The sequence below is a fragment of the Fimbriimonadia bacterium genome (assembly GCA_039961735.1).
GTDB lineage: Bacteria > Armatimonadota > Fimbriimonadia > Fimbriimonadales > JABRVX01 > JABRVX01.
Genome location: JABRVX010000017.1, coordinates 1 through 18,291 on the forward strand (window position 1 = coordinate 1; position 18,291 = coordinate 18,291).

Here is an 18,291-nt window from a genome sequence, read left to right on the forward strand (position 1 = left end):
TCATTCCGAGCGCAGCGAGGAATCCCTTTCTCCCCCAACCGGTGCGTGTGTATCAAGGCGGAGGGGCGATGGCGGAGGACCTTAGGATGCGGCAGGTGGGCGCTTGAGAAAGGGGCTCCTCGGCTTCGCCTCGGAGTGACAGCGTGAGGGTGGTGACAGCCTGGATCCTGGGTCTCGGCGCCGGCGACTGCAGGGCGAGATCGCTGGCATGCCGCCGGGAGGCGGCGGGGTCCGGACAAGAGAGGAGATTCGCGACTACGATGCTGGAAACGCAACCCCGCACGGCGAGTAGCTGTATAATGACTGCGAAGGGCTACTTGGGATGAGCGGTTCAGTTCGGACTAGGGAGGTCTCGGGGGCCCGGGCCGCAGTGGCGGATGCTGGGGTCTCCCTCGACATCTTCGTGCGCCACAGCGGTGACCGCGAGGGTGTGATGCCTCCGCCGCTTGCGGCGGAGGCTCCTGCATGTCGATACCTGCCGCCGCTCTCCGATGGGCCTCCACCGCAAGCGGCGGAGGCATCACACTGGTTCGGGATTGGGTTGGTTAGCAGCAACGCGGACTGGCCGTTGTTCGATGCGCAGGGTAACACCCGGAAGGTGACGGCAAACAACCAGAGTGTTAGTGGCACCTTCGTCTACGACGCCTTCGGAAACACGACGTATTCGAGCGGTAGCGCCTCGCTGATGAACAGATACTGCGGCAACTGGGGCTACCGCGACGACGGGGATGCGGGTTTGCTGCATGTGGGCGCCCGCTACTACGATCCTACCACGGGCCGCTTCACCACCCGCGACGCGCTCCTCACCGAACACCCCTACGTCTACTGCGACGGGGATCCAGTGAACAAGGTGGATCCGAGCGGACATCGCGAAGCCAAGCCGTTTCCCACTGGTGAGGCCATCGGAGGTCTCGGCGGTGGGTTCGTCGGCATGTACGGCGGTGCGTTCGTAATATCTGGCGGCGCAGGTGCGGTAGTTGGCGGTGGGCTGCTGGGAAGTGCAGCCGGCGTGATCATTCTGGGTTGGGGCGGATTGATCGTCGGTACAGCGGGTGCAATGTACGGCGGGTATTGCGTAGGAGACTGGTTCACTAGTACGCCTGCCGGGGATTGGCTCACGGGCCTGTTGGGCGACGTGATCGTCATCGTTGAGGGTCGGGGGGGCCGGCCAAAAGGTCCTGGTGCGCCAGGGACGTGGATCGGGCCCAACATACGCCTATGCCCCTAGCCAGCAGCCATTCTCCTGGCGGGCGGACACCCGTGGTGTGAGGTTCATGGACTCGGTGGGCCCAAGTTATCGTGTACTAAGTGCGGGTGACTGTCGCCCAGCCGTTATCGATTATGCGAGGTGATAGCCATGATTATTCCTATAACTATGCTCAGTATGGTCTTGGCATGCGGATGCTCGTTGGCTAGCTGCGCGGCCGAGTTGTCTCGGCTGCTTCGCTACGTAGGGGCGGATGGTGACGCCCAGGCACGGCAGGGTACTCGCAGAGCGCTGGGCTGGGCCACCGTTGGTTGTGGCTCGGGTCTGTTCGCAAGCGGCCCTCCCTTGATTGCATTCCTACAGCATGGGAATTCCGCCACGCCGACGTGGCTTGCTGGCGCCGTTGGCATCGTGTATTCCCTTGTTGCAGTGTCAATCCTCGTGGCGATGGTGCGGCTCAACCGCACCTTGCGTGCAGCAGAGTCGGACGTGGGTAGCGGCACTCAGGCGCGAGCGGGTTCGGACCCCGGCGCGAGGCGAGGCCGCCAGGGTTAGGCCGCCCCATGCCTCCGCTGCAGAAGCAGCGGAGGCATTCAGAGAGGAGGTTTTTCCATGCCTCGATGTTTCGGCTGCCGGATGACGCCCACAGTGCATCTGTTGCCGAACCCAGCAGCCGAACGTCGAGGCCAGGCCGACGTGGGCCCGTCACTCCTCGGCTTCGCCTCGGAGCGACAGTGTGGGGGTTCCGGTCTCCATGCAGCGGGCTGCTCTGCCGGAGCCAGCATAGAAGGAGAGATACGCGACGTCGCTGCCCGAAGTGCAACCCTGCACGGCGAGTTGCTGTATAATGACTTCGAAGGACTGTTTGGGATGAACCGGTCAGTTCGGACTAGGGAGGTCTCAGGGGCCCGGGCCGCTGGCGACCCGTGGAGCGGGTCACTCGCGTGTGCGGGCCGCTTCACCACCCGCGACACCCTGCTCACCGAACACCCCTACGTCTACTGCGCCGCCGACCCGGTGAATGCAGTGGATCCGGATGGGAGCAAGTGGGCCAAGCCCTTTGTGGGTGGGGTCACAAGAGTTGCCGGGCACCCGGTTACTCGTGTTGCGGTCTTGTACGCTGCCACGCATGTGCTCTCCGTGCTTTTCGCGATCAAGATCAAGGAGCGGATTGAGAACTCGCCCGAGGGCTCGTGGGGCAGCTCGCCGATCGATCGAAAGACCGGCCAGCCACGCGAGGAGTGGATTGAGAATCCTTATGCTCCGGAGAAGCAGAAGTGGCCGCGGCACTGAACGGGGGCGATGGGGTTATGCGCAGCTGTCAGTCCCGTGGCTTTAGGATGCATGTTGTGGCGCTATGTGGAACTATGGCCATCGGGGCAATCGTTGGAGTGCTACTCCATAACTACGGCGTGGGGCACGAACAGATACTGGTAGCGCCAACGCACATCGTCAGACCTGACCTGCCGAGCACTTCGTCACTGGAGGAGCAGATCCGCGGTTCGCAGGCTAGCGACAGCCTGCTGTTTGACTACGCCCTAGCTCTTTACCGGGACAAGCGCTACGAAGAAGCTGCAGATGTTGCCAGGCGACTGACCGAGAAACGGCCGAGCATTCCCGCCGGGTACATGGTCCAGGCGTACTCATTGACCGCACAGGGCAAGCATCGGTTCGCCGCAGAAGTAGTCCGTGATATGTTGAGGCAGCGACCCTCGGACCCCAAGCTCCTTTCCGAAGCGTATGAGCTTCTGGGTGATACTTCGCGATGGCGGAGGCGCTACAGGGAAGCTGAGCAATACTATCGTACAGCATTGCAGCATGACAACAGCAATGTTTATGCCCACCTAGGCCTCAGCATCACGTACGAGCGACTTGGGCAGCATAACGACATGAGGCAGAGTGCACTTGCTGCGGTAACGTACGCACGGACACAGTTCCTGAAGTCGGCAGGCTACTACTACCTTGCCCGTTCCTATGAGGCGAGCGGTGATCGCAGGCGCTGCTATGAGGCTTATCATCGAGCTGTATCCGCTGACCCGTCTGGCGAGTACGCAACGCTAGCACGCAATCGCCTCCATTAGGGTATATGCCTCGAAGTGCCGGCTGCTGGATCAAGCTGCCATACGCGTGCAGCCAACCCCAGTAGCCGAACGTCTAGGCTCGTTCCCGATTTCCCAACCGCTTGCGTCGCTGTACTAGCCGATGTCCGACCAACGCTCGCGGAGGCGGTGGGCGCTCCAGAGGCATACCTCCCAAAGGTCCGCGACCGGAACGTCCGTGAAAGGAAGCGTGTGCATGTAGCCAGGCGGTCCGAACTCCGGCGTGAAGGTAAGCACCTCATCGCCCCGAGCCTCGTGCGCCGCACGGATCGCGTCCCACTGCTTTTCGTGCCACAGCACGTACCGCTCGTACTCGGGCGCTGCGGGGTGAGGCACCTGCGGGCCTTCCTCCATGCCCACGCGTCCGTGGATGTGGACCGCGCGCTCGCACGCGAGCCGGAGCGCTTCGGCCTGGTCGTTCGGCATGCGCTCGCACACCGTTACCCAGTGGCTGAAGTCCGCACACACTCGCAGCGTCGGGAACCGCTGCAGGTAGTAGGCCGTGTCCCAGGGCGTGAAGAACAGCCTCCCGCGGTGCGTCTCGTGCGCCACGGGGATGCCGTGCCGTTCCTCCTCGCGCAGGGCACGCTCGAAATACGCACAGCCCTCGTCTCGGGACATGCAGTCGCGTCCGCTGTGCACGTTCACGCGAAGCGGCCCGTACTCGACCGCGCGCGCCAGTTCGGCGGCGAAGTCCTCGGCGGTATCGGTGAAGATCTGGGCGATCATCTTCAGCCCGTGGTCGCCCAGCATCGCCGTCCAATCGGCCCGACCGACGCCTTGCGGAATGCCCTCCACACCGTCATAGCCGGCCTCGGCGATGCACCTAACCATGTCTTGTGGCGCCCCTTCCATGCCCCAGAGCGCGCGGAACACCAGTAACTTCATGGCACCCCCCTTGCCGCGCGACGACATCGCGCAGAGCCGCGATCATAGCGTTCAGCAGTGTGCGGAGAGCAAGGGGCGGCTCGAGGGCCGCCCCTTCTGTGCTAGGTACCGACCTTGGCGAAGGAGAGCAGTGCAATAGTGACGTCCGTGAGGTCCACCTGACGCGAGCCATCCAAGTCGCCGGGCACCGTCCCCGTCTTCTGGAAGTTCAGCAGGATTAGGTTGAGGTCGCCGAGCCCCACGACGTTATCGCCATCCGCATCGCCGTTTATCAGCGAGTAGCTTCTCACCGCGGGGGTGTCCGGGTCGAACACCACGCCGTCCTCGCGCTGGCTCAACCATGTCGGTCCCTTCGCCCTCAGCGAGTACGTGCCCTTGACCGGGACCGCAATCGTATACAGGCCGACCGAGTTCAGCACTCCGGTTGCGCGCGCTACGACCGTCTGCCCATCCAACACCTCGAAGGAGATGGGTACTCCCGCCCGCGATGCAAAGTAGAATTGCAGTTCAACGATCCCCGAGACAGTCGAGAGTTTCGGTGTGACCCACAGCTTCCCGCTCGCGGAGGATCCCCAGGCCAGGTCGTCACTCGCCGCGACCGCCTCGATGGTGATTGGCCCCGATTCGGTCTGGGCCGGGATGGTGTAGTTGAGCGAAGCGATGCCGCGCCAGTCCGTCGAGGCGTTGCCTACGGTCACCCCACCCACCTTGAATTGAACGGGCCGTCCGCTCAAGCCACCGCCGTTGCGCGCGAGCGCGAGCCGCGCCTGCAGCGTCACAGTGGCTCCGGCCTGGCTCAACAGATCGTTGATGACCACGAAGGTCTCCTGCGGCACGGGCACGCCGGGCCCGATCGCCATGAGCGTGCTGTCCATGTTGACGTACATGGTGCCGTCCGCGCCCATGATGTGGCTTGGCGGGATGCGCGTGCCGTCGAAGTCCGCCGTGAACAGTGTTTCGCCCAAGTAGTCGACGGCCCAGAGGGTGTGCGTCCAGTTCAGGTTCATCGCGGTGCCGACGGCATCGGTTCGCACCCGCTCGTCACCCATCGAGAACTGGTCCACCAGCCAGAGCAGCGTGCCGTCCGGATCGAAGCTGTAGAGCGCGGAGTCCATGAACCCCACCGCCGTTACCCGCCCGTTCGGCAGCACCGATGGTGCGCCGTAGGCGCCATCTATGATGTATTCCCAGCGCAGCGTCCAGTTCGGGTTGAAGCACTGGAAGTAGCCGTCGAACGGCGTCAGGTAAGCAGTTCCGTCAGAAGCGAACACGGGCGGCAGCGAGCCTGGCCTACCAGCGTTGATCATGTCCACGTGAGTGCCGTCAGGCCTTACCGCGTACACGGTGTTGCCGTTCGCCGAAGTGAAGTACACCTTTCCGTCCAGCCCGATGGACACTCCGCGGCGCAATGTCGTTAGCAGGTTGATGCTCCACCGCATCACCCCGTTGGGCTGCCTCGAGTAGATGCGTCCGTCGCCGAACCAGCCGCCGTAATACAGGTTGCCGTCGCGGTCGATCGTGAGCCCGCAGTATCCCCCTCCGGGCTGTGTCCAGTACACCTGCGATAGGTCGGGACTAAGCGCGCTGATGGATTCGTTCCCGCACACCACGTACACCGTGCCGTCCACGCCGATCGCGGCACCCGTGATGTCCTGCGTTCCCACTACCAAGGTGGCCTGCCGGAGTCCTGTGCTGGTGAATTGCTCGAGCGTGTTCCCTCGCGCACAGTACACGTCCCCACTCGCTGAGACCACCAAGGGCCTGCCGGTGGTGGGGAAGGACCACTTGAGGATGTAACTGTCGGGTCCCGCCGCCCATGGCAGGTAGCCCGTCGTATGGCGGTCTGCCTCGGTCAGGGGCCACGGTGCGTCCGCCTGTACGCCCGTCTCGGGTACGCCCTCGTAGATGCGAACCTGTAGCCCCCCGAAGTTGTCCTCCGGCGTCGGGTCGTCTATACGGAACTGCACGGGGTCTCCCGTGCCGACGATGGTCGTTCGGTAAACGTGGCTGGGCGAGTAGGTATTCGCGGCAAACCGCACACCGTCAGTGGAGCCGAGCCACCCGATGCTCTGCCCGTTGGCCAGAAGGTCGAGTCGGTCGCCCGGATAGGTCTGCTCCCAGTTCTGCCCACCTTGCGACCAGAACTCGGCGTCGGCCAGGCCGCCGTCACCCGAGAACACATACACCCCCGAAGCCTCGACAGTGTACGTGCGTCCGTTCAACAGGGGCGAGGACACAACCGTTGCACCGGTCGCCGGCACCTCTAAGGTCTGGACGATGCCAGGCACGCGTTCCACGATCCCGTAGGCAGTGGTCGCGAAGGTCACGTTTTCCCACTGTCCGTTCGTACCGGCCTTCATCTGGACGACAGGCTCCGACGCGCTCGATCCTGGCTCCCCCGGCGCCCAGTTCGTGTAGTTGACAGGTTCGCCCGTCTCCCACCGCCACTTGCCGAAGCCAGCTTTCACGTCCCGCAGGCCGATGTGGAAGTTCTCTGCAGAGCCGAACTGACTGATGAGCCAGTTCTGCTCGGCGGCATCGTTCACGGTAACGAGTGATCCGCCCCACAACGCGGCCAGCAGCCGTGCGTCGCGCCACGTCATGCGCGTGATCGTCGTGCGGTAGAGGTGGCCGTTGTTCGGGTTTCGGATCCAGTCCTGTGGTATGCCGCCCACCACCTGCACGTAGTTGTTCGTCACGAGCTGTGTTGCCCCGTTCGGCAGCACGATTCGCGTGGAGATGCCCGTGGCCGTGTCTCGGCCCTCGTATGTCCAGCGGACTTGCTGCCCGCTGCTGCCAGGCTGCACCGTGAAGCGGAAAATGGTGGCTACGAAGTTGCTGGCCTGGGGGTTGTTCTGATCCACGGTGACACGTAGGTAGAGCCCACGATTGGCAATAAGCGTGGCCGTTACGTCTCCGGGATTCAGTCCGTTGTCGTGAATGGCGCCGCTGTTCGGTTGCCAGAATAGCTTCGATGGGAACGAACTGCCAGAAAGGAAGCTCGTTGCCGCCTGCCCGATGAACGAGTTCCCATCTTGTTCACTGATCACCCGAATACCGTCCAGACCGATCATGAATTGCAGGACGGCCCACTTGTCGTTGCTCGTGTCCCCCACGAAGCTGAACCGGATTGCGATGCGGTCTCCGGCTTCAGCGAGAACGGGCCCTGAATTGCTGGTCCCTTTGGTCTGGTTTTCGAACCAGAGCCGAGCCTGAAAGCCGGCATGAACGGTGCCCGCAACCGTCAGAGCCAGGATACACGTCACGACACCAAGCCACCGACGACCCACGATGGAGCAAATCCCCATGTCGACACTCCCTTCACTTGTGGTGCATACTCGGTCCCCCGCAGGAGTGTGCAGCACAACACAACAAATATTAACACGCTCCCGGCACCGCGCCCCACGGTCCGGAAGCGACCGGATTCTTACTTGGACTCGTATTATACTACACATTTGTCCGCTTTTTGAAAGCCGTCGGGCCTAAGTCCATCGCCGGGACAGTAGCTTACGTGGCACGGGCGTCCCGCCCGTGTTTGGTCCCCATCGCCGGGACGGCGATGCCACGCGCAAGATCATCGCCGGGACGGCGATGCCACGGAGGGCGATGCCACACAAGCCGTCGGTCCCAGTGTGCGTCAGGCCTAGCCATTCGTGGGGATAATGGGACAAGATGCACGAGCTAGCCGCAACCGAGAACTTGCTGCGCGTGGTCCTGGATGAAGCCGCCAAGGCCAAGGCCCGCAAGGTGACGCGAATTTCCCTGCAGGTCGGAGAGTGGTCTTCCTTCGTTCCTGATTGCATCCAGTTCTACCTGGGCATCATCGCGGAGGGGACGCCGGCGGAGGGTGCGTCACTGGAGTGGGAGACTGTGCCGACGCGCTTCGAGTGCCGCGAGTGTGGTGCTACTTTCGGTGCCGGGGACGGACCCATCGCGTGCCCTGCGTGCGCTGCGACCCGCGCGCGCCTGATCTCAGGACGGGAGTTTAGTATCGTATCGATCGAGGTGGACGGTGAAGATCCCGGTAGTACATAAGATCCTGGAAGCCAACGACGCCATCGCAGCGTCCCTGAGGGAGGCGTTCGATAACCGAGGTCTCTACGTCTTCAACCTGCTCGGTTCGCCCGGGGCTGGGAAGACGTCGCTGTTGGAAAAGACGCTCGAGCTTGCCGATGGGTCGCTCCGCATCGGCGTGATCGAGGGCGACCTTGCGACCGAGCTAGATGCTCAGCGAGTCGCTCGGCACGACGCGCCGGTGGTCCAGGTCAACACGGGCGGTAACTGCCACCTGGATGCCGCCATGGTGCGACAGGCACTCGACCACCTCGACACCTCAAACCTCGACGTTCTGGCCATAGAGAACGTGGGCAATCTCGTGTGCCCGGCAGCCTGGGACCTAGGCGAGCGGGAGAAGATCGTCGTGAGCAGCGTGCCGGAAGGCGACGACAAGCCGGCCAAGTACCCCTCGATGTTCAGCGGCTCCGCGGCGGTGATCCTGAATAAGTGCGACCTGCTGCCCTACGTTGCATTCAGCGTGGAGCGGTTCGAGGAGCACCTCCGCTCGGTAAACCCCGAGGCACCCCTTATGCAGATCTCTTGCACTACGGGCGAAGGCTTCGAATCCTGGTTGGCCTGGCTCCGCTCACGCATCCGCAGGTAGGTTCGCCGTCTCGGCCATAAGCCTGAGAGCCGTCATGGTTGTGCCGCCTCGGCGATTGGCTCAGAACCGGCGGGTCGCCGGAGTCGAGCCTCCCCGTAGTGCATTTGGCAGGGAACAGCTTGCTTCCTGCCGAATTGCAATAAGCCGACCATGAGTGACGTCTTCCACTACCTCGCCCTCGACATCGGAGCGGAAAGCGGCCGAGGGATCCTCGGAAGCATCGGTACTGACGGCCTGGAAATGGACGAAGTTCATCGCTTTCCGAACGGGCCGATCACCACAGAGGATGGCTCGCTCCGATGGGACTTGTCCGCCATACTGACGAACGTCCGAGCCGCGATCCGCGAGGCGGCATCGCGAGTGCCGCGTCTGGACGGCATTGCCGTGGACACGTGGGGCGTGGACTACGGACTGTTGGACGCTGGAGGCCAACTGCTGGAGGCCCCTTACCACTACCGCGATGCGCGCACCGCGGGGATGATGGATGTGGTGTTCGCAAAGGTGCCAAAGGACGAGGTCTACCGCCGCACCGGCATCCAGTTCCTAGAGCTGAACACCCTCTATCAACTGGCGGCAGCCGCACGCGCAGGCTCCCGAGCCCTGGACACAGCGCATTGTCTGCTACTCATGCCGGACCTCATCACCCACGAGCTCTGCGGATCGCGTTCTGCGGAGTTCACCATCGCGACCACTACGCAGTGTTACGACCCGATAGCTCGCGACTGGGCACGTGACATTCTCCAGCGACTGGGCATTCCTACCCACATCTTTCCACCCATCGTGCCCTCGGCGAGCCTGGTCGGCACGCTGACGGGCGACCCCCATGAAGCACGAGGCACACCTATCATCGCCGCGGCCGGCCATGATACGGCCTGCGCCGTCGCTGCCGTCCCGTCCGAGCACGAGGACATTGCATACCTAAGCTGCGGCACTTGGTCGCTGCTCGGCGTCGAGACCCCGGAGCCTATTCTCACCGACGAAGCGATGCGCGCGAACTTCACGAACGAAGGTGGCGTGGCTGGGTTCCGGTTCCTTAAGAACATTGCTGGGCTGTGGGTGCTTCAGGAGTGCAGGCGCTCGTGGTTGGCCGAAACACCGGACCTGCACTGGCAGACCATCACGGCGGAAGCCGAGGCTGCCCCGCCCTTCGCCACGTTTATCGACCCGGACGACCCGGCATTCGTGCGCCCGGGTGACATGCCCAGCCGCATCGCGACCCGGTGCACCGAGCTCGGCCTCCCTGTACCGACCTCTCGCGGAGCGATGGCAAGGGCTTGTTTGGAGGGGCTTGCGCTGCGGTACCGCATCACCCTTCGGCAGCTCGAGCAGATAACGAAACGGAACATCAGAACGCTACATGTCGTAGGGGGCGGCTCACGCAATTCGCTGTTGTGCCAGTTTGCGGCGGACGCAGCCGGTTGCGAGGTGGTTGCAGGTCCCGCCGAAGCCACCGCGGCGGGGAACATCCTTGTCCAAGCCATAGCGACAGGAAGGCTCTCCTCGTTGGCTGAAGCCAGAGCGCTGCTCAGACGCTCCGTCTCCCCAATGCGGTATGAGCCACGCCACCCAGAGGAGTGGGATGAGCCGTTCGAGCGCTTCCTTCACCTGACTGAGGCCCAATCTTAACTTGCCAGGGGTTGACAGAATGCCGAAGGGCACGTATAATGCGCGCATCGTGACGACCGAAGTCTTCACTCGAATGGCAACCATGAGGATGCGCCACGCCACGCTCGACGTGGCGACACCCGCGCATATCCTTTCCGGTGCCATACGAAGGCGGTAGTCCAAAGCAAACGCATAACGTTTTCAGGAGGGCCGCTCCGGGAAGGGAGCGGCCCTTCCACATTGGGAGGATTGGCATGCCGAAGGTGCGCGAGGTGAGTGTGGGTCTACTCGGTTGTGGCGGAGTGGGCGCCGCGCTGGCCCGTCTCATCCATGATGAGCAACAGGCCATAGAGGAAGCCGCAGGAGTGCGCCTGCGCATCGGCAAGACCTTGGTCCGCGACCTGGCCAAAGAGCGTGAGGGTCTGAACGGGCGCTTGGACTTCACCAAGGAGCTGGGCGACGTTCTCAAACAGAAGAAGTTGGACATCGTAGTCGAGCTGCTCGGTGGTAGGGACATGGCGTTACAAGCGATCCGTCGAGCGTTGTCGTCCGGCACTAGCGTGGTTACTGCAAACAAGGTGGTACTCGCCGCACACGGCGAGCGGCTCGAGGCGCTGGCGCACGCCAAGGGTTGCGCGCTCGGGTATGAGGCCAGCGTAGCCTCGTGCATCCCCGTACTACAAGCTTTGGACCACACCTTCGCCGCCGAACGTTTCCACTCTATCACGGCAATCCTGAACGGCACCACCAACTTCATCCTAACCCGCATGGCGCGCGATGGATTGGACTACGAGATCGCGCTGAAGCTTGCGCAAAAACGTGGGCTCGCAGAAGCCGACCCGACGGCCGATGTGTCCGGCTCGGACCCGCAGTGCAAGCTGGTAGTGCTCGCGCGCAAGGCCTTCGGCCTATCCCTCCGCCCCTCGGATGTCTACACGAGAGGCATTACCAGTCTGACTGCGGACGACCTGCGCTTTGCGAGTGACTTCGGCTTCACCATCAAGCTGCTCGCAACTGCCAGGCGCTACAACGGTTCCGTCGAACTGCGGGTGGAGCCGAACCTGGTGCCAGAAGGACACCCGTTGGCTACCGTATCGGACGAGTGGAACGCGTTGATGCTGGAGGGCGACTCGGTCGGCTCACTCTTCTTTGCTGGTCCCGGTGCAGGCCCTCTGCCCACCGCGCAGGCTGTGTTAGGTGACGTATTGAGCATTGCCACTGGTACCCGCGCATGCGTCCCGGGTAGGCGAGTGCTGGACTTGGAGCGGCCGCAAATCGTTCCCCTGGGCGACACGAGCGGGCGGTACTACCTGAGAGTCACCTTCCGCGACCAACCGCACGTGCTTGCCTCGGTCACACGCATTTTGGATACCAGCGGTGTCGAAGTGCACCGAGTGGAGGCGGTCGGCCAGGAGAGAGCCGACATCGCCATACTAACACACCGTTCGAGACGGAGTTCGCTCGAGACTGCCCTCAAGCGCCTGCACAAGCAGAGCTATCTGAGCGAACCTCCGCGCGCATTTCCTATCTACGAAGCAACAGATCAAGCCATAGGAGGACCCAAGTGAGACCCGAAACACTCGCAATCCACGTCGGCCACGAACCGGACGGCGCCACGGGCAGCATCGTGCCACCCATTTACCAGACCTCGACCTACATCCAGGACGGAATCGGACAGGACCGAGGGTTCATCTACTCTCGAACGGGCAATCCGTCGCGCTCGCTGCTCGAGAAGAGTTTGGCGGCCGTGGAAGGTGCGAAGTACGGATTGTGCTTCGCTTCCGGAATGAGCGCCATCAACAACATCCTGCTACTGCTGGAGAGTGGTAGCCATGTCGTCTGCCCAGCCAGTGTGTATGGCGGCACCTTCCGCATTCTGGAGTTCGTCTACAAGCGGTTCGGCATTGAGGCCGACTTCGTGGATGTAGCCGACATCGGTGCCGTGGAGCGTGCCATCCGACCGAATACGCGAATGCTGTGGCTTGAATCGCCTACTAACCCGCTGCTCGGCCTGTGCGATATCGAGGCACTCTCGACACTTGCAGGTGCGAAAGGCCTAACAACCGTGGTGGATAACACCTTCGCCACAGCCGTTCTGCAGCGCCCGCTGGAACTCGGCGCCGACATCGTGATTCACTCCACCACCAAGTACATCGGCGGTCACCTCGACGTGTTAGGTGGCGCGTGCCTCACCAACGATGACGGGCTGTACGAGCGGCTGAAGTTCCTGCAGAACGCAGTGGGCGCGGTCCAGGGGCCTTTCGATTGCTGGCTGCTTGCCCGAGGGATCAAGACGCTCTCCCTACGCGTGAAGCAGCAGTCTGCGAACGCGGAGAAGGTGGCACGTTTCCTAGAGGAGCACCCCAAGGTGCGGCGCGTCCACTACCCAGGGTTGCCCTCGCACCCGCAGCACGAGTTGGCGCGTCGGCAGATGAAGGGCTTCGGAGCGATGGTCAGCTTCGAAGTGGACGGTGATGCGTCATCGACTCAGCGGCTAGTAGCGGCCACGAAGTTGTTCGCGCTAGGCGAGAGCTTAGGTGGCGTGCGGTCGCTGGTGTGCATCCCGGCCAAGCAGACGCACGCAAGCATGACACCGGAAGCGCGCGAGCGCGCAGGGATCAGCGACACCCTGGTTCGCCTCAGCGTCGGTCTAGAACACCCGGACGATCTGATCGAGGATCTTGTCACGGCGCTGGAGACGGTGTAGCACTCGGCAACACCTAGCACTTAGAGTGATCGCCAGCGAGGATAGCTCATGGCAGGTCCGCCTTTGTATGGTTGGGCACCTACGTCCGTATCGGGTCTGGCCACAAGCAGGCCCGTCATGCTGAGCCTGTCGAAGCAGCAAGCCCCATGCCGCGCCTTGTCATCTTCACGTGTGCCACGCGCGCGGCTCCCGGACGCGTGCTTCGACAGGCTCAGCATGACGGGTTCCCATGTCTTCATCCACCCTCGGATGAAGGCATCTCCCGATCCCTTAGCACTCCCAGTGGTGGGAGATGGGTCAGCGGGCAATTCCCTACGGCGACTTGCGTCCGTCCGAAAGCCGAACGATCACTCCATCCCACCGATAGGGGAACCACCACCACCGGGGCACAGGTAGCTGGCGCTGCTCGGAGGTGAACATGTCCACACCTCCCGTCGGCCCCACCGACCACACGGCCCACTTCAGCGGGGAGGTCTTCTGGTCGAAGTAGGGCACGCACGCCTTAGTACTGTGCGGATAGTCCTCTGGCACCCAGATTGGTAGGATGGTCTTCACGTTGTTGGCAAAGCCCGGCCCTGGCGCGATGTACTTGTAGGCGCGCCCCGGGTTGAAAGGGTCCAGGTACTTTCGCAGCTTTATGTAGCCCTGCTTGTACAACTCGGGTGGTAGCTCGTTGTAGTCTTCGATCTTCATCTCCAGGCCCGAGCAGTAGGTGCGAGCAGGAGGAAAAGCCCCGCAATCGTCCGCGTACATCTGCAGTGCCAGCCCCACCTGTGCCAGCTCGGTGTGGGCTCGTGCTACCGTTCCCTGGGTGCGGGCGCGTGACAGCACAGGGAAGAGAATGGCCGTCAACAGCGCCAGGATGGCGGCCACCACTAAGAGCTCTATGAGGGTAACGCCTCTACGGCGCCCCCGTCTTCGCGAAGTTGATGAGTGCGACATTCAGATCGCCTAGGCCCACCGTTCCGTCACCGTCTACATCGGCTTCTGGGTCGTCGCTCCGTGCGAAGCTCAGCAGCATGCGGTTGAGATCACCCAAGCCGATCTGGTTGTCCCCATCTGCATCGCCATTGACGAGTTCCCAGGTGACAACCTGATCGCCGCCAGCCGTGAACGAGAAGTCTGCTGCTAACCAGTGTGAGGCCTTCGCACGCACACGGTATTCCCGTCCGGTGCTCTGTTTGATGCCGAGATCTTGTATGAACTGTCCGTTGCCGTCCAGTACGACCTGATAGGAGCCTACGAGGTCACCACCCGACGTGACATCATAGACCCAGATTTGGACGGGCACGCCTGCGGGCCCGGGCGCATAGGACTCCAACGCGACCGTCGCGGTCAGTACCACGTCATTCACGGGCAAGGCGGTCACGTATCGCGCCTCGATCCCTTCACGCGTCACCGAGCCCTGTACCGCCACCACGTCACCGGCCGCCACGGGGTGATCGCTTACGACTACCACCTCTCCGCTGGCGTCTTCGATTATGAACTCGTTCGGTCCGCTCTGCACTACGAGCTTGCCGACGAGCGCCACTTGCTCGCCCGCTCCGACCTGCTGCACCTGATTGCACCAGTCCAGGGCGGCTGCGATGTCTGCTCGCCGCTTCACCCACACGCGGTAGTCATCGAAAAAAGGCAGAACGGCATCTTCCTGATCGAAGATGCCGACGACATTCAACTTGCCGCTAGGTTGTGGGTAGGAACTGAAGTCTCCGGGACCAGCCAGAAGCATCCCGACAGACCCCGTGTTATCAGTAATCGTCAGCAACTGGTCGTTGCCCCACGTGCCACCGGTGATCTCCACCCCGTGCAGCATCACCCATCGCGTCTGGTATCGCTCGCCACCGCCTACGCGTGTGGCATCGAAGTAGTTACACGAGCCGATGGACGGGATTAGCCACGGATCGGGCATGCCGGCGTGCCCGATCACTTCCACGACGAACCGTGTCTGCGGTGCCGGTGAGTGCCTATCATTGATGAACACCTTGCCGTTGTGGTTGGCTAGGAGGCCCGTGACGCGAACCCTATCGCCCGCCTGGAAATCCACATACTCCGCGGGCCGCCAGAGCCCGCCGTACCACCAACTGCCGGCCCAGATCTGAATGCCGCCTCGGTCCGACGTATCGTCTTGGACGAAGATGGTGTACATCACGGCGGGATTTAGGATCTCGTCCACTCCAGCCAGTGCCACGCCCTCGATGGTGACACGATTCTGCGGCTCGGGGTCGGCGTCCACCAGAGGGTGAATCCCCAAACCGTCCGAGGCGCGAACCTCCTGGTAGTCCCAGATGGTGTCCGCGGTGCCCGAGAGACCTAAAATGAGTGTACAAGCCGCAACAGCAAATCGAAAGACCATCGCGCGATCCTTTCCGTTACTGATGTATACGACTCGGTCCGAGCATCCAGCCCGGCCGGGTGCCGCTGCAGCCCAATTCTTGCGCAGAGCCATCTCCGATTGCCCCGACGCGGGCATGTCGGCCCATTGTCCCCTCGGCTAGAGCGACCGCCCGCACCTCGGGCAGAAGCGGACATCGTCCACGTACACCTCGTCGCACGAAGGGCAATACACGCCTTCCATCTCGTCGGGGTGAACGTGCTCCGGTTGGTTGCGGAGCTTCTCGTCAACTTCCTTCAGCACATCCAGGCTATAGGGGTCCCGGGTTGCGTACTTCAGCGCCAGCCGAGCCACTCCAAAAAGGTGGTAGAGGCCGACCAGCGTACATGCAAGCCCGGCAGATAACGCAACCCAAGGCGATAGGATGCGTAGTACCCGAAAGGCCAGGAAGGCCACGTACAGCAGCACGATCCCGAGCGCGAGGCGGGCCACCCACCCTCCCTGAGAGGCGTCGTATCTGCTCACGGCGAGCCGCTTCCCCGGGTCACTTGGACTGCGCCAGCTCCCGCCCTTTCTCAGCATTCAGCTCGATGAACTTCTGCCACTGCGCAGGCACGTCCGTGTCTATGAAGATCGCGTCCACCGGACACTCCGGCTCGCACAGCCCGCAGTCTATACACTCGTCCGGGTTGATGTAGAGCATCGTCTCGTCTTCGTAAATGCAGTCCACCGGGCAGACCGGCACGCAGGCTTTGTCCTTCACCCCGATGCACGGTTCACAGATGATGTACGGCATAGTCTCCCTCCCTCGAAGAGCGTTCCAATTCTGGCATATTGGGCCTGCCCCTCGGTATGCCAGAGGTGCCTTCCTGTGCACTACGGGACAAGGGGGCGCCAAGATGGCTGAGTCAGGGCTCAATCCCAAGAAGTACGAGCGGGACGGCGGGCACACCACGCCCATGCCGAACCACGTTGTAGACTTCCCCTTCGTAGTACCCCGGACCGGAGCTCATTTGGCTTTGCAGGGACTTCATCGGGAGGATCTCGATCCCGACGTCTATGTGGTCGCCGATATAGAAGGCCAGGTGCTTGACGAAGAGGTCGTAGGCCACGAACGAGTACTTGCCAAGCTGGATCTCGATTGCCACGCGGTCCTTGACGAAGTCGGTCTGGTTGTAGCTATAGATCGGCTCCTCTCCGTTTGCTAGGATCGCCTCTCTCTGCTCATCCGGCGGCATTGTCAACGTCTTGCGTATGAGCCTCTCGCTCCGCGTTACCCAGTAACTAGCGCGGTTCTCCCGCCACCCCTTGTCGCGCAGAAGGTCCTTGAAGGACGCGTTTAGCTTCTTCGGGCTAAACAGGAGCTTCCCCTGCATCTTCTTCTCCTTCGAGACCTTCGTGCGGCATTCGCCCGCATCAACCACCGCGATGACGTCCTGAATCTCCCGCCACAGAGCCGGCTTGTGCACGAGCAGAAACTCCAGTCCGTTGAGGTGGGAGTACGTCTCAGCGATCTTCATCGATCCGCCTTCGGACCGTACCGCCGTCCTTGCTCGAACAGGGTCGCTTGCTCGGGCCGCTTCCGTGAGGGGGGCTGGCTGACACTGCTCGGGCGCTCACGAGGGTCATAGATTGGCCTGCCCATCGGGCGCGAACGCAGTGTGCCGTCCAGCTCCTGTTGGATGCGTTCGAGCGCCAGCCGGACGTATGTCGGAACCATCTCCGCACCCATGCCTCGACGCCCGTGGCGAATCGCGGCGATCACCGAGGTACCGGATCCGAGGAACGGGTCGAGCACCCAGTCACCGGCTTCGCTCAGACACAGCACGAGTCGCTCGATTAGTTCGACGGGAAACTGACATGGGTGCTCGGTCTTCTCGACGTGGTTGCTCTTGACGTTTGGGATTACCCACACGTCGCCTGGGTTCTTCCCGAGAGGGTTGCACGAGTACTGCCCAGCTTTGGGTCCCTTGAAGAACTTCTTGCCTGGATACTTCTGGCTCACACGCACCGGATCGAGATTGAACACGTATTCGTCGGACTTGGTGAACCAGATGATCGTCTCATACCGACCCGAGAACCGGCGTTTGCAGTGCAGTCCGTGCTCGAAGTGCCAGATGATACGGTTTCGGAGCCGAAGGCCGGCGCGGGAAAAGATGGGGTACAGGACGGCGTCCAGCGGGATGATCGCCCCTCGGTCAACGTAGTTTCCCACCTGCCAGCAGATGCTCCCCGTGGGTGACAGCGTGCGCACGCACTCAGCGATGACCTCCTCTTGCTGATCTAGGTAGACGTCGAGATGTAGCTTCTTCTCATACTCCTTGCCAATGTTGTACGGTGGCGAAGTTACGACGAGCTGGATCGACTCATCGGGGATTACTTTCAGCAGCTCGAGGCAGTCGCCAGGGTAGACCACGATTGATTCTGAAGGGGAGAAACCCCGAGCAATCCGCCTGGGCTGCTCAAACAACGCCGGAGACTGTGAACTCATTGCCGTGCCCTTGGTAGATCGATATCGTGGATTGTATCACCTGCTAGGCAAGAAACGCTTCGCCACCATCATCGCCGGATGTGGTTTCTCCCGCACCACCACCTGGCATGGCTCGTTCAGCGTCGCCGCCTCGGCCCTAACAAGCGCGAAACCGATCCCGACCTCTAGCAGGGGCGAATACACTCCGCTCGTCATCGCCCCGACCTCCGCGCCGTTTTTCAGGACTGCGTAGCCCTCCCTGGGCACCATCTTGGATTCCATACGGATGCCCACCGCCTTTCGCGGCGGTCCGGTCGCGCGCA

Annotated in this window: 18 protein-coding genes; 9 read left to right on the top strand and 9 right to left on the bottom strand. The window is 62.3% G+C overall.

Annotation, left to right across the window (positions count from 1 at the left end):
- The first annotated feature begins 322 nt into the window (after positions 1 to 322).
- From HRF45_06265 to HRF45_06280, 4 genes are all read left to right on the top strand, one after another.
- Positions 323 to 1,228 carry an RHS repeat-associated core domain-containing protein gene (locus HRF45_06265; protein ID MEP0766133.1) on the top strand — a complete coding sequence of 302 codons (906 nt, stop codon included), beginning with the start codon at positions 323 to 325 and terminating at the stop codon, positions 1,226 to 1,228.
- A gap of 180 nt (positions 1,229 to 1,408) precedes the next feature.
- On the top strand, positions 1,409 to 1,762 hold the full coding sequence (locus tag HRF45_06270) for a hypothetical protein (GenBank protein ID MEP0766134.1): 354 nt from the start codon (positions 1,409 to 1,411) through the stop codon (positions 1,760 to 1,762).
- A gap of 57 nt (positions 1,763 to 1,819) precedes the next feature.
- Positions 1,820 to 2,500 (top strand): hypothetical protein, encoded by a 681-nt coding sequence (locus tag HRF45_06275; protein MEP0766135.1) that lies wholly within the window; start codon positions 1,820 to 1,822, stop codon positions 2,498 to 2,500.
- 56 nt (positions 2,501 to 2,556) lie between these two features.
- Complete coding sequence (locus HRF45_06280) at positions 2,557 to 3,288, top strand: tetratricopeptide repeat protein (GenBank protein ID MEP0766136.1); 732 nt, start codon at positions 2,557 to 2,559, stop codon at positions 3,286 to 3,288.
- Positions 3,289 to 3,402: 114 nt separating this feature from the next.
- Here HRF45_06280 and HRF45_06285 read toward each other — a convergent pair whose 3' ends face one another.
- Both HRF45_06285 and HRF45_06290 read right to left on the bottom strand, forming a co-directional pair.
- Complete coding sequence (locus HRF45_06285; protein ID MEP0766137.1) at positions 3,403 to 4,194, bottom strand: sugar phosphate isomerase/epimerase; 792 nt, start codon at positions 4,192 to 4,194, stop codon at positions 3,403 to 3,405.
- 101 nt (positions 4,195 to 4,295) lie between these two features.
- On the bottom strand, positions 4,296 to 7,460 hold the full coding sequence (locus HRF45_06290; GenBank protein MEP0766138.1) for a hypothetical protein: 3,165 nt from the start codon (positions 7,458 to 7,460) through the stop codon (positions 4,296 to 4,298).
- Positions 7,461 to 7,866: 406 nt separating this feature from the next.
- Between HRF45_06290 and HRF45_06295 the strand changes: the two genes are divergently transcribed.
- The 5 genes from HRF45_06295 (at position 7,867) to HRF45_06315 (ending at position 13,166) form a co-directional block, all read left to right on the top strand.
- Positions 7,867 to 8,229, top strand: coding sequence for a hydrogenase maturation nickel metallochaperone HypA (locus tag HRF45_06295; protein ID MEP0766139.1), 363 nt, complete (start codon positions 7,867 to 7,869; stop codon positions 8,227 to 8,229).
- The gene (gene hypB / locus HRF45_06300) at positions 8,207 to 8,854 is read left to right on the top strand and encodes a hydrogenase nickel incorporation protein HypB (GenBank protein ID MEP0766140.1); all 648 of its coding nucleotides are present in this window, start codon (positions 8,207 to 8,209) and stop codon (positions 8,852 to 8,854) included. The genes HRF45_06295 and hypB overlap by 23 nt, the downstream gene beginning before the upstream one ends.
- A gap of 150 nt (positions 8,855 to 9,004) precedes the next feature.
- Positions 9,005 to 10,480 carry a rhamnulokinase gene (locus tag HRF45_06305; protein MEP0766141.1) on the top strand — a complete coding sequence of 492 codons (1,476 nt, stop codon included), beginning with the start codon at positions 9,005 to 9,007 and terminating at the stop codon, positions 10,478 to 10,480.
- Positions 10,481 to 10,713: 233 nt separating this feature from the next.
- A complete protein-coding gene (locus HRF45_06310; protein ID MEP0766142.1) occupies positions 10,714 to 12,027 on the top strand; it encodes a homoserine dehydrogenase in 1,314 nt (437 codons plus the stop codon).
- Entirely contained in the window at positions 12,024 to 13,166 is a 1,143-nt protein-coding gene (locus HRF45_06315; protein MEP0766143.1) for a PLP-dependent transferase, read from the top strand. The genes HRF45_06310 and HRF45_06315 overlap by 4 nt, the downstream gene beginning before the upstream one ends.
- Before the next feature lie 312 nt (positions 13,167 to 13,478).
- Here HRF45_06315 and HRF45_06320 read toward each other — a convergent pair whose 3' ends face one another.
- The 7 genes from HRF45_06320 to HRF45_06350 all read right to left on the bottom strand — a co-directional run.
- Positions 13,479 to 14,108 carry a prepilin-type N-terminal cleavage/methylation domain-containing protein gene (locus tag HRF45_06320; GenBank protein ID MEP0766144.1) on the bottom strand — a complete coding sequence of 210 codons (630 nt, stop codon included), beginning with the start codon at positions 14,106 to 14,108 and terminating at the stop codon, positions 13,479 to 13,481.
- Positions 14,068 to 15,519 carry a hypothetical protein gene (locus tag HRF45_06325; GenBank protein ID MEP0766145.1) on the bottom strand — a complete coding sequence of 484 codons (1,452 nt, stop codon included), beginning with the start codon at positions 15,517 to 15,519 and terminating at the stop codon, positions 14,068 to 14,070. The genes HRF45_06320 and HRF45_06325 overlap by 41 nt, the downstream gene beginning before the upstream one ends.
- A 138-nt stretch (positions 15,520 to 15,657) precedes the next feature.
- Entirely contained in the window at positions 15,658 to 16,023 is a 366-nt protein-coding gene (locus HRF45_06330) for a zinc-ribbon domain-containing protein (protein ID MEP0766146.1), read from the bottom strand.
- Between the two features lie 19 nt (positions 16,024 to 16,042).
- Positions 16,043 to 16,294 carry a ferredoxin family protein gene (locus HRF45_06335; GenBank protein MEP0766147.1) on the bottom strand — a complete coding sequence of 84 codons (252 nt, stop codon included), beginning with the start codon at positions 16,292 to 16,294 and terminating at the stop codon, positions 16,043 to 16,045.
- Between the two features lie 112 nt (positions 16,295 to 16,406).
- Positions 16,407 to 17,018, bottom strand: a complete 612-nt coding sequence (locus HRF45_06340; GenBank protein MEP0766148.1) for a restriction endonuclease — start codon at positions 17,016 to 17,018, stop codon at positions 16,407 to 16,409.
- Positions 17,015 to 17,989 carry a site-specific DNA-methyltransferase gene (locus HRF45_06345; protein MEP0766149.1) on the bottom strand — a complete coding sequence of 325 codons (975 nt, stop codon included), beginning with the start codon at positions 17,987 to 17,989 and terminating at the stop codon, positions 17,015 to 17,017. The genes HRF45_06340 and HRF45_06345 overlap by 4 nt, the downstream gene beginning before the upstream one ends.
- Before the next feature lie 36 nt (positions 17,990 to 18,025).
- On the bottom strand, positions 18,026 to 18,291 hold a 266-nt coding region (locus tag HRF45_06350; protein ID MEP0766150.1), incomplete at its 5' end, for a hypothetical protein.

Coding starts and splice junctions, on each gene's coding strand:
- HRF45_06265 (MEP0766133.1), top strand. CDS start 323: ATGAGCGGTTCAGTTCGGACTAGGGAGGTCTCGGGGGCCCGGGCCGCA.
- HRF45_06275 (MEP0766135.1), top strand. CDS start 1,820: ATGCCTCGATGTTTCGGCTGCCGGATGACGCCCACAGTGCATCTGTTG.
- HRF45_06285 (MEP0766137.1), bottom strand. CDS start 4,194: ATGAAGTTACTGGTGTTCCGCGCGCTCTGGGGCATGGAAGGGGCGCCA.
- HRF45_06295 (MEP0766139.1), top strand. CDS start 7,867: ATGCACGAGCTAGCCGCAACCGAGAACTTGCTGCGCGTGGTCCTGGAT.
- HRF45_06305 (MEP0766141.1), top strand. CDS start 9,005: ATGAGTGACGTCTTCCACTACCTCGCCCTCGACATCGGAGCGGAAAGC.
- HRF45_06310 (MEP0766142.1), top strand. CDS start 10,714: ATGCCGAAGGTGCGCGAGGTGAGTGTGGGTCTACTCGGTTGTGGCGGA.
- HRF45_06320 (MEP0766144.1), bottom strand. CDS start 14,108: ATGTCGCACTCATCAACTTCGCGAAGACGGGGGCGCCGTAGAGGCGTT.
- HRF45_06325 (MEP0766145.1), bottom strand. CDS start 15,519: ATGGTCTTTCGATTTGCTGTTGCGGCTTGTACACTCATTTTAGGTCTC.
- HRF45_06335 (MEP0766147.1), bottom strand. CDS start 16,294: ATGCCGTACATCATCTGTGAACCGTGCATCGGGGTGAAGGACAAAGCC.
- HRF45_06340 (MEP0766148.1), bottom strand. CDS start 17,018: ATGAAGATCGCTGAGACGTACTCCCACCTCAACGGACTGGAGTTTCTG.
- HRF45_06345 (MEP0766149.1), bottom strand. CDS start 17,989: ATGAGTTCACAGTCTCCGGCGTTGTTTGAGCAGCCCAGGCGGATTGCT.